We start from the raw sequence: 12,392 nt of genomic DNA on the forward strand, positions 1-12,392 counted from the left end.
CACTCGTGCGGAAGTTGGGTTATTAGGTAAGGAAACCATTGATCAGGAGAGAGATGTCTAATGAATACAAACAAAAACGAAAAATTCAATGCAAGAACTGAAACACAGGACGGCGTGTGCACGGTGTATCTGACTGGCGAACTGGATTTGTCGGTTGCTCCTGACTTCCGCTTGGTGATGGAGCCGCTGGTGGATAACAAGGAACAGGATCTTGTGATCAACATGAAAGAATTGAAGTATATCGATAGTACAGGGATTGGTATCCTGTTATCTGTTCTGAAGGCCAGACATGGAATGGAAGCTCGCTTTGAAGTACAGGAAGTTCCTGCGCAAATCCAGAAACTTTTTGACATGACGGGCATCGCCAAATTCTTTGTCACACAGAAGAATTCCCAATAGGAAAGGATCGAAAAAGGAATGAATGCAGAAGTTCAAAGAGTCACCCTTAATTTACCGGCGACAGCTGATTACGTTGATATTGTAAGACTTAATCTTTATGGAGTAGCATCCAAAATGGGATTTTCTTATGAAGACATTGAGGATATGAAAGTTGCTGTATCCGAGGCCTGTAACAACTCTGTACTGTATGCTTACTCACACGAAGGCGGCATGGTTGAAGTTGTATTCGAAGTCGAAGGCGAAACATTGTCCATTACTGTTAAGGACGAAGGTGCCAGCTTCGAGAACATGAATCCTGCTGTGTCACGTGCTGGTCTTCACGACAAAGAACTGACAGAAGCGCAGATTGGCGGACTTGGGTTCTACCTGATGCAAGCCTTGATGGACGATGTCAGTGTGGAAAGTGAGACGGGCAAAGGTACGAAAGTAGTACTCGTAAAACGTCTTGCAAGAAGTGAGGAGAAAGTATGAATGAAAAAGTGACTCCCCCAGAGTCCATGTCTGAAGCTATAGGTTTGATCTGGGAATACCAGCAGACCCAAGATAATGAAATTGCAACAGTTCTCATCCGTAAATATGAACCGATGGTTAAGATGGCAGCAGGTAAAATTGCTCGGAATCGCCCCGATCTATACGAAGACTTGTATCAGACCGGGCAGATGGCCTTGATTCGTTTGCTTAAGCAATACGATATCAACCTGGGTATTCCGTTTGAACCTTATGCCATGAAGAGCATGATCGGTCATATGAAGAACTACTTGCGAGACAAATCCTGGTATATTCAGGTGCCCCGGAGGATTAAGGAAAAGGGAGCACTTGTGCAACATGCCATTGATGAGTTAACCGTGAAGCTGGAGCGCTCACCCGGTGTGAACGAAATTGCTGAATACCTTGATTTGACTGCAGAAGAGACGATTGAAGTCTTGGCTGGTCGGGAATGTTATCACTATGTGTCACTGGATTCTCCTTTATCTCAGGATGACAGTGCAGCTACATTGGGTGAACTGATCAGTGCGGATGTTAATGACTATGATTCGGTCGAAAAACGGATGGACTTGCAACAGGCATTGGGACAATTGAAGGAACAAGAGCAGCAGGTACTTATTCTAGCCTTTCAGGATGGCCAATCTCAGCGGGCAATTGCCCAGAAGCTTGGTGTTTCACAGATGAGCGTATCTCGTATTCAGAAGCGAGCTACAGAGAAATTGAAACAGATCATGTCTAATGCTTCAATGTTATGAAAAATGGAACCCTGATGTTGTTGAGTACGGCATAAAGAAGGACACGTCATTGCGCTGAAATGCATACGTGTCCTTTTTGGGATCAAAAAGATGGGTATGCAATGAAGAACATGAGTGCAGGAGTGGATAAAGTGATTGTGAACCAAATCAAGTTGGAAGCTCGCCGTGACAAGTTATCTTGCTCGGACCATTGGCAATGGTGGGATTGGGTTGCACCTGACACCGATAGCATGAACGATGCTTTGGAGGAGCTGACAGAGGCGTTTCCGGATATGCGGTATTGGCTTTATAAAATTCCGGAAGTAGAATCGAATTATTTGTCCGTCCGTTTCGTGAATGGTAAAGAACCAGTCATATTTGGTTCATTGTTGTATGCGATCAAGAATGAGAGAGATGACAAAAGAAAAGATAATCAGATGTTCTTTTATGTCGATCGTAATAACCTGGTTACCTTAAATATGGATGACAATACACGAGGTATTATGAAGACGGATGAACGTGCCCATATGTTACAGCAATGTAGTGAGGCCAGGGACGGGATGTTTGTACTCTTTCGAGCTATACTGCATTACTACCATGTGGGAATGGATCATTTTGAGATGAACCTGCGTGATCTGGAACGGAAGATGGAATCTCGCAATGCACGCACCTTGATGGACCAGATTCTCGCCGCTCGATTTGAATTATTGTATTGGAGTAATCTGTTCATCCCTTACTCGGAACTGATGGCTGCTTCACATGAGGCTTACCTTGATGAAATAAATGAAAATCGATATTTCAAGCAGCTCCAACATCGAGTAGAGCGAATGGAACGTTTGTTTAGTCACTACGAGAAAGAGATTGATACGTTAATCTCCATTGATAATGCGATCTCCGGTGTACGTGGCAATGAGATCATGAAGACGTTGACCATTGTCACTGCTGTGTTCATACCCGCCACGGCAGCTGGTGCGATATGGGGGATGAACTTTGAGAACCTGCCCTTTATCGACAAATCATGGGGAGTTGTACTGGTCCTTGTTGTCATTATCTTAAGCATGATCAGCATGTATGTATGGCTGATGATGAAAGGCTGGACAGGAGATCTGCTCAAAGTGAAATCCTCACAGCCTTCAGCTGAAGAGATAGAGAAAAAAGGAGCTACGGAAAAACGTAAGGGATAGCCTACTATTGGTTAGTCCTCTTAGTTTTTGTAATCTTCAATATAACCAAGCAAGTCAGCGATATATTGGCCCACAATAGGCATATTCACAAATTGGCTGAGAATGAATGCCAGCAAACCGAGAACAACAAAGGTACCCACAGTCAGACCGAGACCTCGTGCCATGCCCGCTGTGAAATTGGTAATAATCCGCTTTTTGGGACTGCTATAATTCTCAATAATATCCTTGATCTGTGCTCTCTCCAGACTGTCCGCAATCTGGTCCAAACGGGTGTTTAATCGCTTTACCTCATGACGCAATTCAAAAGGATGCTCGCTTGTATCATACTGCTGTGCGGGTGTTCCTCCTGTAATTGGAGTATTACCGTTGATTGTAACTTTACTCATATTATTTGTCCTCCTCAACTCTCATTGGATAAAAAATAGCCAGCTGGAGTGCAGCTGGCTATTGGTCACTCGATCTGTATCGCCTTACAGGCTAGTCGAGTTAAGTTCTTTACGTGCATCTTCCTTCGCTTCAACGGAAGCGGCAGCCACTTCATCAGATGCACGGGATGCTTCGTTAGCCACATCAGCGGACGCTTTTCTCACAGAGTCCATTACATCATTGCGGCCTTGATTTACCGTTTTTGCAATATCGGAAGTTTTGGAAGAGACCGTTTTAGCCAGTTCAGTGGCTTTGTCACTTACAACAGTTGCCACTTCTTTGGTGCGGTCAGTAACGATGCCCACTTTCTCGGAAAGGTCACCACGCAATTCACGTCCCGGTTTAGGCGCAAAGAGTAGTGCTGCTGCAGCTCCCAGCAAACCCCCGATGAAAATACCTTTTGCGAAAGTTGAACCCGTCTGTACAGGATATTGCTCTTCTGCTTTATTCATGTCTAATCACTCCTTCTTCAATTTAAGAAACAAATACGAAACAACGAACACCTTGTTGCCCGAATCAGGCAGCCTGTCTTAGCAGTCTGGACACAAGCCCCAGCAAGAAAACAAAGAGCGCTGTACCAATGATGGCAGGGATGATGGCAAAGTTACCGATAACGGGTCCCCAGTTACCAAGCAAAAGTGCTCCCAGCCAGGCTCCGGCAAATCCTGCAATCATTGCACCGATTATGCCTCCAGGCATGTTGTGACCGGCAAGTGCATCTCCGATCAAACCGATGATGACAGCCATCACAATGCTGATAATGATGCCCCACATAACAACCGCCTCCTTTAAACTTGATGTAGGATGTTGTCTGTTCGCGTTTGCTTACTTCGTATATAAACCCCGTGCAACCCTGTGAAACAATAAAGATGAAGATGAATGAACTGGAAATCAGAGGAATTCATTCTTTTAGCGGCTTTGTTTAATGCCCTTAACCATGCAGAAGATCCATGCCAATCCAGCAGTAAATCCAGTAAATACATCCGTAGGATAATGAACACCCAACATGATCCGGCTGAGGCCGATCAAGAAAATAAAACTAATACCAAATAGAACAGGAAGCCACACACCGGAATATTTATGTTGTTGTCGTTCCAAGGCCCAGATTACAAAGAGCATGCCGTAAAAGCCCATGGAGATCATGGCATGTCCGCTGGGAAAGCTGTACCCGTGAACGACCAGCAGATGATCCAGTTCAGGCCTGCTTCGTCTGAAAAATTCTTTCAATAACGTGTTCAGAATCCACATCATGGCAAAACTTCCCGTGAGCGCATATCCATATACAACAAACCTTGGACTGCGTTGAATGAAGAAAAGAAGAGCAAAACCTCCTGCAGCCACAGCAGAGATTTTGAAAGAACCCAGTGCGGTTATGAATGCAGTGTAAGGGAATAGATGAAGACGTGAATCTGAATTCAGATAAAATAATTGCTGAATTTGATCATCCAGACGAATAATAACATCAGCACCCAACCAGGCACCCAGACCTGCCAGGATGAATACAACCGATGCGCTGAGGGCCAGACCAGCCAAACTCCAGTTGAGGAGTGGACGTAATAACGTACCGGAATTTGAACTGAATGAGGCTGGTGAATACGTTTTGCGCGGCATAATGAGTTTCTCCTTCAGTTATTGTAGTAGATGAACATAGATGATAAAGCTATACCCGAAACGCCTGTCGAAAAAACTGTAAAAACGTCGCTTTTGTACTATACTATTTAAGATATCCCATGCGGCGTCGTGACGCAAAGCAGAGATGAAATCGGGAGCACAAAGGAGAGAACTCGCATGGAGAGTGCCTTGTTAATTAAAGAATACCGTGCAGGCGTTATGGAATGCGCCCATTACGGAAACATAAGTATTACGGATGAGTATGGCCGAATTGTATACTCGGCTGGTGACCCTCATTTTAGAGCGTTCACTCGCTCATCTGCCAAACCTTTTCAAGCCATTCCAGGTATTCGGGCAGGAATTGCCAGTCACTATGGCCTATCCGCACAGGAGATTGCCATTATGTCCTCTTCGCATCGTTCAGAACCGGAACACATTCGGGTGCTGGAGCAGTTATCTGGTAAGATCGGATTGGGAGAAGAATGCTTAATCTGTGCACCAAGCTATCCGCTTAATGAAGAAAGCCGTAATCAATGGTTACGTGGACAAGGAGAGAAACGGCGCATCTTACACAACTGCTCCGGAAAACATCTGGGAATTCTAGGGTACAGTCAGATGAAGCAGGTTGACCTGGGTAGTTACGCTGAACCGGATCATCCGGTACAACGAGAAATTCTTGAAACCTTTGCCGACCTGGCAGGTATTGAGGAAAAAGAGATTGAGCTTGGGACGGATGGCTGCGGCTTTCCGGTATTTTCTTTGCCGTTGTCGGCATTGTCGAACGCTTATCTGAAGCTCGCTTGTCCGGATCTTATCGCTGATCCTTCCACAAGAACAGCTGTAGAGACCATAACATCAGCTATGAATGAACATCCGTTGATGGTAGGTGGCACGGAGCGTGTAGATTCAGTGCTGCTGGAAGACGATAACATTGTAGCGAAGGGTGGATTCAAGGGGGTATTCGGATTTGGTCTGAAAAAAGAAAGACTGGGAATCACCTTCAAGGTGCTTGATGGTTCCGAGGAAGAGTGGGCTTTCATCACCCAATCCATCCTAAGACAGATTGGTTATTCCAATGAGAGAACCATTGCACGATTGGCTGAAGTGTTCCCTTCGGACATCCGAAATGATGCGGGTACCGTTGTAGGTCATGCAGATAGTGAGTTCATTCTCCACTCACTTGAAGATAGCGTATAACCTTAAGAAGGGGCGTGATTAGAGTTGCCGGACCTCGGGTAAAGATGACATACCAACTGGTATTCATCTATACAATTCATATACACGCATGGACTGCCGCGGTAATGTGGCAGCTCTAAACCCTTGGAGGTGGATGAACATGATTAAAGTGGTGACATCGGAAGAAAGGCACACGTCGGATCGAGGTTGGATACACAGTGAATTTAGCTTTTCGTTTGCGGATTATGATGATCCAAGCAACGCCCATTTTGGCTGTCTGTTGGCTCATAATGAAAACACGCTGATGCCGCAAGAAGGCTTTAAGAAACATCCACATCATGATCTTGAACTTGTCAGTTATGTCATTTCGGGCACACTCAAACATACGGATAGTATGGGAACAGAACAATTGCTTGAACCGGGTACGGTCCAGGTGATGAGTGCGGGGACGGGAGTGGAACACTCCGAGACCAATCCGTCAGCGGATGAACCGGTACGTTTCCTCCAGATGTGGTTTTTGCCATCGGAGCGTATGCTGAAACCTTCCTATATGAATCGGAGAATAGAGCCGCAGGAGCACTTGAATCGTCTATGTCCGATTGTATCCGGGCAAGGGGGAGAGGGAAGCGAAGGCGCATTGCCTATTTCCCAGGATGTAACCTGTTACCTCTCCCATTTGGAGTCCGGGAAAAAGTTGATGTACCCGCAACACGAAGATCGACGGACACATCTTTTTCTGATCAGTGGGCATGTAGAGATTCATTGTTCGGATGGTAACTTCAACCTCAAGCCGGGCGATGCCGCACGAATTCGCAAAAGCTGTGATCTGCAAATCACGAGCACAGACAGTGAACCTGCCGAATTTGTTTTGGTTGACCTGCCTTAAGGATGTATTCCTTAAAAGAGTCTGGAAATATAAACATGTGAAAAAGGACCTGTTCCCACGGTGATGTGGAAACAGGTCCTTTTTTTACTAAGATTTACGAAGATTACCCAGTTCCGAAGCGACAGCTTCCACTTCAGAAATACTGAGATGTTCCTTGCTCAAAATCATTTCATACAGGTCAAACAGATCTTCATATTTCTCAAGTGGGAATGAAGAAGCTTGCATGGCGGCACCGCTTGCCATACGAAGTTTGGTTTTGATCGCTTCAATCATATATTCCATATTGGCTGCTGTTGCTTGTGTTAAATCCATCGTTAAGTTCATCCCTTCCGTATCGGAAACTCTTGTTATTGTATCATGATTGGAAGCGCTCAGGCTAATGCTTTTGCGAGGAAACCAAGCATCGGTTACAATGATGGATACAACAACAGGATTTAACTGAAACCTGATTGTACTGGAGGGAATACAGCTTGGCAGCCTATAAGCGAGAAATGGTTCGTCATCAAGGAAGGGAAGTCCGCAAAGGCGTGCCTGCAGAGAATCTGGTCTTATTTTTCAAAAACATCGTTCAACTTCATTCTCCAGCTGAGATCACGTTTATCTGCATCGGTACGGATCGTTCCACCGGGGATGCTCTGGGTCCACTGACAGGAAGTTTACTGCAAGAGAGCGGAATGGAGAACGTGATTGGCACGCTGTCTTCCCCTTGTGATGCAGATACGCTGGAAAAGAAATTGGCACTTATTCCTGCACACCATGCCATCATAGCGATTGATGCATGTCTGGGACCAAAGCATGCGGTAGGTACATACTATCTCTCGAATAACCCACTCATTCCGGCCCAATCGGTCGGAGGCAAGCTACCCCCTGTTGGACAATACAGTGTAGCGGCTGTGGTTAATGCCAATGGACCAAGGCCCTATTCCATTTTGCAGATGACCTCGCTTCACTTCGTCATGGGCATGTCCCGAACGATTGCAGACGCCGCAAGTGAAGCATGGAAATGGAGACAAACGTTTCATTTATGATATGTAGGCTTAATAATATACAACCTGAATTATTTAATTCGCGCAGAGAGAGGGATTCATATGGAAAAAGTGATGTGTGATGGAACGACGATTTGTTATGCCGAACAAGGTAAGGGAGAAGCACTCATTTTGCTCCACGGATACTGTGGCAGTTCATCATATTGGGATGAAGTCGTACCTGAACTGGCACGAAGCTATCGCTGTATCGTACCTGATCTGCGTGGACACGGAAAAACAGATGCACCTGTAGGAAGTTATACCATCGAACAGATGGGCAACGATGTATTACAGTTGATGGATGAGTTGAATGTGGAAAAAGCGGTCCTTTTGGGACACTCGATGGGTGGATACATTGCGCTCTCGATTGCGCAACGTCACCCGGAGCGTTTGAATGCATTTGGTCTGATTCATTCGACAGCCTATCCGGACAGTGAAGAAGCCAAGGAAAAACGCCTTCGTGCCGTTTCCACCATTCAGACAGAAGGTATCGTGAATTTTGTAGATGGACTGGTTCCCGGACTGTTTGCACCAGAACATGTGGAATCGCTATCTAAGCATGTAACACGTGTGAAGGAAATTGGTTACCAGACTGCTCCTCAAGGTGCTGTTGGTGCTGCACTTGCTATGCGAGAACGTCCGGATCGCCGCGATGTGTTATCGGCTACACCTTTACCTGTATTGCTGGTTGCGGGAGAAAAGGATGCGGTTATCCCGCCAGAACGTACATTTACAAGTGACAAGCCACATATCGTGCAAGCCGTAATTGCGGGTGCAGGTCATATGAGCATGTATGAAGCTCCTGAAGAGTTAATTCAGGTCATTAAACAATTTATGGCTGGATTATCGAAGTAATTGATGAAGTGATTTATGTTGATTTTATTAAAATATAGTTTGGTTTCTGGATGATTCAACCTCTTGTGGAGGAGGGGTATCCAGTTCCATTTCAACCTAACCCCTGCAATGTCCCTTTTGGATAGGCAGGGGTTTAGTGTGTTCATGGACAGAGCATAGACGCGTGTGTCTTGTTTTTGGCTTTTTGTCATGGCATGAATTAAAATAAATATAAAGGAACGATAGGATGTATAGGGTCGAATGATGAGGGGGCATACAGCATGTTCAGAAAAGATTATCTGCTCCGCATGATGGAGGAAATGACTGAAGCAATTGGCAAAGTGTTCACGCTCAAACAGCAACGTAAGCACACCGAGGCATTGTCTGAACTGGATGAGATGATGCGCAGGCAATTTGGGTTGAACTTATCGCTATTGAACTCGTTGCCAGCAGAGGATGTTATTGAAATGTTCCGTTTTCGCGGAATGATTGAAGTGGACAATCTGCAGCACGCCGCCAGGCTGATTGAAGAAGAAGCCTATATTTATCAAGAGAAGGCCAAAGTGGAAGGCATCGATGATCAGGAGAGAATGGACGCAGAGGATGATGCTGTCATTCGATTGATGAGGTCAATTCATTTTTACCTGTATGCATTGAATCATGGCGCTAATCCCAAGTTATTAGACGCACCGGAACGGGTTGAGGGTGTGTTGGGGCTTACGAAAGAATATGAACTCCCTGCTCGAACCGAAAGACAGCTTGCCCTGTATCGTGAACAACAAGGGCGTTATGACCAGGCAGAGAACAGTTGGTACAGATTGCTACAGCTTGGTGCTGAATTCCCGGTGAGCTACCGAGATGATGTACAGGCGTTCTACGAAAGGTTGAGCCAACTCACGGATGAACAGCTGGAGCAGGGCGGTTTGCCACGTAACGAAGTTGAAGAAGGGTTAGCTGAACTAAGTCGTCAAGAGATGAGCTCCTAAATATGGATTGGATCAAGGCCTGTTACATGCCTTTACTTGGAGAGGGAACGGAATTGTGGTATGGTAACGGTTGACCAAACCAAACCGAAAGTGAGATGTACCCCGTGGATTCATTGCGAAAGCTTATACAAGACATCTTTGAACAGAATTCGCTGATTACAGCGACCTGGAGCCAGCTGCGCAGACGGGACAATGTCTCGTATACCAAAGTGCAAGTCAAGCCGGTGACACTGAAGAATCAGCTACATTATCAATTTGCATTTCATTATAACAACAAAGTGCTGCACGAGAATTTGACTCCGGCTGAAGCGGCTGAGCGTATGACTTTGTTATGCGAAGAGACGTTTCGTCAAGGGCTGCTCTGTACGACCGAGGCAGACTATCAAATTTTGATCAGCAAAAAATATAAAGTTTCCATTCTTACCAAATCTGCTTCCAAAACTGCGGTGGATCTGTCGCATAATCGCAAGAAGCAATATGTATTGGAAGAAGGCGTACCTGTATCGTTCCTCGTTGAACTTGGTATTATGAACGAAGAAGGTCGTGTGCTGGCTCGTAAGTATGACAAGTTCAGACAGATCAACCGTTTCCTCGAAATGGTGCAGGATGTCATTCCCCATCTTCCGGAAGGACGTCCACTTACCATCGTTGACTTTGGTTGCGGCAAGTCTTATCTGACTTTTGCGTTATATCATTATCTGTCTGTACAACAACGTCGTTCACTCAAGATTATTGGGTTGGACTTAAAGGCAGATGTCATTGAACACTGCAATGATCTGGCTAATCGATTGCATTATGGTGATCTGAAGTTTCTGGTTGGAGACATCGCGGACTACGATGAATTAAATGAAGTGGATATGGTTGTCACACTGCATGCCTGTGATACAGCTACTGATGCTGCTTTGGAGAAAGCAGTTCGTTGGGGGGCTTCTGTTATTCTGTCTGTTCCTTGCTGTCAGCATGAACTGTTTGATCAAGTAGAGGCTTCCGTGATGAATCCGTTATTGTCCCATGGCATCCTCAAGGAACGTTTTTCTGCACTGGCTACGGATGGGATTCGTGCCAAGTTGCTTGATCTAATGGGATACAAGACACAATTGCTTGAATTCATCGATATGGAGAATACACCTAAAAACATATTGATACGTGCTGTTCGCGGTCAGGCGGGTGAAGTGACGGAGATGTGGAATGAATATACGGCTTTCCGTGATTTCATTCATGCCGATCCATATTTGGAACGGGCTTGTGCCGATTTGCTTCCTGGCGATGGCAAGCAGGCCGACGGGAAATCAAAATCGAGCAAAGAAACCGTTCAAAATTCCGCAAATTGCGATCTTTGCTGAGTGTGCCAATGACAACCAAGGGACATACTGCAAGTAGGGTCCCTGGATGTAAAATGATATTCAATGCACATACTTCGTAGCAAGCAACATCATAACTGTCAGATGTATATCAGGCAGAAGGACCCGTTATCGGGATCTTCTGTCTTTTTGTTATGCATATGGAGCGGCGGAAGGAAGGAGGGGGTATAAGGATGAAGAATATTACAATGGATAAGGGAGTTGTAAGGTATAAACGAGGGTATGCGGCGAATGAGAAAATGATGGAACAGTTGTTTGAACGGTCTCACCACGCAAATGATACAGAATATGTAGATAACAGGGACTTATGTAATGAGGACATTAGGGGCATTAGAGACAGTGCATATAATAGACAAGATACATACAACAAAGATGTTACGTATAAAAAAGATGAACCATATCAATTAAATGGAGTTATTCAAAACGAGGGGTCAGGTTATTTTTCTCAAAGTTTGAGGTGTAAACGTTATTCAGGATCTGGGTGGACTGTTGGGTTGGGCATACTCTCCATTGTCTTGCTGCTCGCAGGATGTCTGAGTCGGGGACTGTACTATTCGGCTGATCTGTACCCTGTTATTCTGATCGCAACAGGAAGCACTTTGATTATGTTTTTGCTTTTCCTTGTAGGTATTCGTCCACAGAAGACGAGTGAACGAATACCCATGTCATTGGTACAGGATCGGGGGAGACTCGAACGAATCGTTGAGAAAATATTCCGATTTCCGGGGATGTGGCGGGTATTGTGGCCGCTGGGGATGATGACATGTTTTGGACTACATGCATGGGCAGGCTCGGTGAGTAAACAGGGCAGCATGGATGAAATGCTGCGGTGGAGCCTGCTTGCGATGTTTACCCTGCTTACCGCAATATTGGCTGCGCGCACGAATGGTGCACGTTGGTTAGCCTGCGGTTGGCAGATGGCAGGCGGCTTGCTTGTGCTAAGCGGCATCCTTGCCGTGTGCGGGATATTGCCGCTGCCCTTCGGGGTGATGCGGACTGCTGACCCCGAGATCAGTTCCGCCGGAGCAAGGCTCGGCGGACTATTGCAGTACCCGAATGCGTGCGGTGCCGTTGTTGGCATGTACGCATTGGAGCGGCTGACAGCCGCCGCGCGAGTCATAGCTCGGCCTGTACGGGCCGGGCGACTCATCGCGGCAGTGCTGCCGCTCATGCCCGCGCAAGCCGCGCTCCTGCTGAGCGAGTCGCGCGGCGCTTGGCTGGCGACCGGCTGCGCCGCGGTCGCCGCCTTTGCTTTGCAGCGGCGCGGTGCCCGCCTGCCGCTGC

The 12,392-nt window shown here is 46.2% G+C and carries 15 protein-coding genes and 1 pseudogene; 11 read left to right on the plus strand and 5 right to left on the minus strand.

Annotation, left to right across the window (positions count from 1 at the left end; genetic code table 11):
* Window positions 1-60: 60 nt before the first annotated feature.
* The 4 genes from IFU39_RS26655 (at window position 61) to IFU39_RS26670 (ending at window position 2,803) form a co-directional block, all read left to right on the plus strand.
* Window positions 61-399, plus strand: coding sequence for an STAS domain-containing protein (locus tag IFU39_RS26655; RefSeq protein WP_036606989.1), 339 nt, complete (start codon window positions 61-63; stop codon window positions 397-399).
* 18 nt (window positions 400-417) lie between these two features.
* Window positions 418-870, plus strand: a complete 453-nt coding sequence (rsbW, locus tag IFU39_RS26660; RefSeq protein WP_076212654.1) for an anti-sigma B factor RsbW — start codon at window positions 418-420, stop codon at window positions 868-870.
* On the plus strand, window positions 867-1,640 hold the full coding sequence (locus tag IFU39_RS26665) for a sigma-70 family RNA polymerase sigma factor (protein ID WP_047841571.1): 774 nt from the start codon (window positions 867-869) through the stop codon (window positions 1,638-1,640). The genes rsbW and IFU39_RS26665 overlap by 4 nt, the downstream gene beginning before the upstream one ends.
* Window positions 1,641-1,741: 101 nt before the next feature.
* Window positions 1,742-2,803, plus strand: coding sequence for a magnesium transporter CorA family protein (locus IFU39_RS26670; protein ID WP_244661130.1), 1,062 nt, complete (start codon window positions 1,742-1,744; stop codon window positions 2,801-2,803).
* Window positions 2,804-2,823: 20 nt separating this feature from the next.
* Here IFU39_RS26670 and IFU39_RS26675 read toward each other — a convergent pair whose 3' ends face one another.
* From IFU39_RS26675 to IFU39_RS26690, 4 genes are all read right to left on the minus strand, one after another.
* Window positions 2,824-3,189 (minus strand): DUF5665 domain-containing protein, encoded by a 366-nt coding sequence (locus IFU39_RS26675; RefSeq protein ID WP_017692276.1) that lies wholly within the window; start codon window positions 3,187-3,189, stop codon window positions 2,824-2,826.
* A gap of 84 nt (window positions 3,190-3,273) precedes the next feature.
* Window positions 3,274-3,681: a YtxH domain-containing protein gene (locus tag IFU39_RS26680; protein ID WP_076212649.1), complete on the minus strand. Its 408-nt coding sequence runs from the start codon at window positions 3,679-3,681 to the stop codon at window positions 3,274-3,276.
* 64 nt (window positions 3,682-3,745) lie between these two features.
* Window positions 3,746-4,003, minus strand: a complete 258-nt coding sequence (locus IFU39_RS26685) for a GlsB/YeaQ/YmgE family stress response membrane protein (protein ID WP_017692278.1) — start codon at window positions 4,001-4,003, stop codon at window positions 3,746-3,748.
* Window positions 4,004-4,138: 135 nt separating this feature from the next.
* Window positions 4,139-4,840, minus strand: a complete 702-nt coding sequence (locus tag IFU39_RS26690) for a phosphatase PAP2 family protein (protein WP_091019338.1) — start codon at window positions 4,838-4,840, stop codon at window positions 4,139-4,141.
* Window positions 4,841-5,017: 177 nt separating this feature from the next.
* Here IFU39_RS26690 and IFU39_RS26695 point away from each other — a divergent pair, with 177 nt between their 5' ends.
* A complete protein-coding gene (locus IFU39_RS26695) occupies window positions 5,018-6,037 on the plus strand; it encodes an asparaginase (RefSeq protein ID WP_192135815.1) in 1,020 nt (339 codons plus the stop codon).
* Between the two features lie 139 nt (window positions 6,038-6,176).
* Window positions 6,177-6,902 carry a pirin family protein gene (locus IFU39_RS26700; protein ID WP_105601866.1) on the plus strand — a complete coding sequence of 242 codons (726 nt, stop codon included), beginning with the start codon at window positions 6,177-6,179 and terminating at the stop codon, window positions 6,900-6,902.
* An 87-nt stretch (window positions 6,903-6,989) separates the two neighbouring features.
* Here IFU39_RS26700 and IFU39_RS26705 read toward each other — a convergent pair whose 3' ends face one another.
* A complete protein-coding gene (locus IFU39_RS26705; protein ID WP_017692283.1) occupies window positions 6,990-7,214 on the minus strand; it encodes a DUF1128 domain-containing protein in 225 nt (74 codons plus the stop codon).
* 158 nt (window positions 7,215-7,372) lie between these two features.
* Between IFU39_RS26705 and yyaC the strand changes: the two genes are divergently transcribed.
* From yyaC to IFU39_RS26730, 5 genes and pseudogenes are all read left to right on the plus strand, one after another.
* Window positions 7,373-7,930, plus strand: coding sequence for a spore protease YyaC (gene yyaC, locus IFU39_RS26710; protein ID WP_192135817.1), 558 nt, complete (start codon window positions 7,373-7,375; stop codon window positions 7,928-7,930).
* 60 nt (window positions 7,931-7,990) lie between these two features.
* Window positions 7,991-8,782, plus strand: a complete 792-nt coding sequence (locus IFU39_RS26715; protein ID WP_036607004.1) for an alpha/beta fold hydrolase — start codon at window positions 7,991-7,993, stop codon at window positions 8,780-8,782.
* 260 nt (window positions 8,783-9,042) lie between these two features.
* Window positions 9,043-9,747: a DUF6483 family protein gene (locus tag IFU39_RS26720; protein ID WP_192135819.1), complete on the plus strand. Its 705-nt coding sequence runs from the start codon at window positions 9,043-9,045 to the stop codon at window positions 9,745-9,747.
* Between the two features lie 95 nt (window positions 9,748-9,842).
* Entirely contained in the window at window positions 9,843-11,090 is a 1,248-nt protein-coding gene (locus tag IFU39_RS26725) for a class I SAM-dependent methyltransferase (RefSeq protein WP_192135821.1), read from the plus strand.
* Between the two features lie 191 nt (window positions 11,091-11,281).
* A pseudogene (locus IFU39_RS26730) lies at window positions 11,282-12,392 on the plus strand (hypothetical protein); the annotation flags it as partial.

The sequence above is a fragment of the Paenibacillus sp. CFBP 13594 genome, assembly GCF_014842675.1.
GTDB lineage: Bacteria > Bacillota > Bacilli > Paenibacillales > Paenibacillaceae > Paenibacillus > Paenibacillus amylolyticus_B.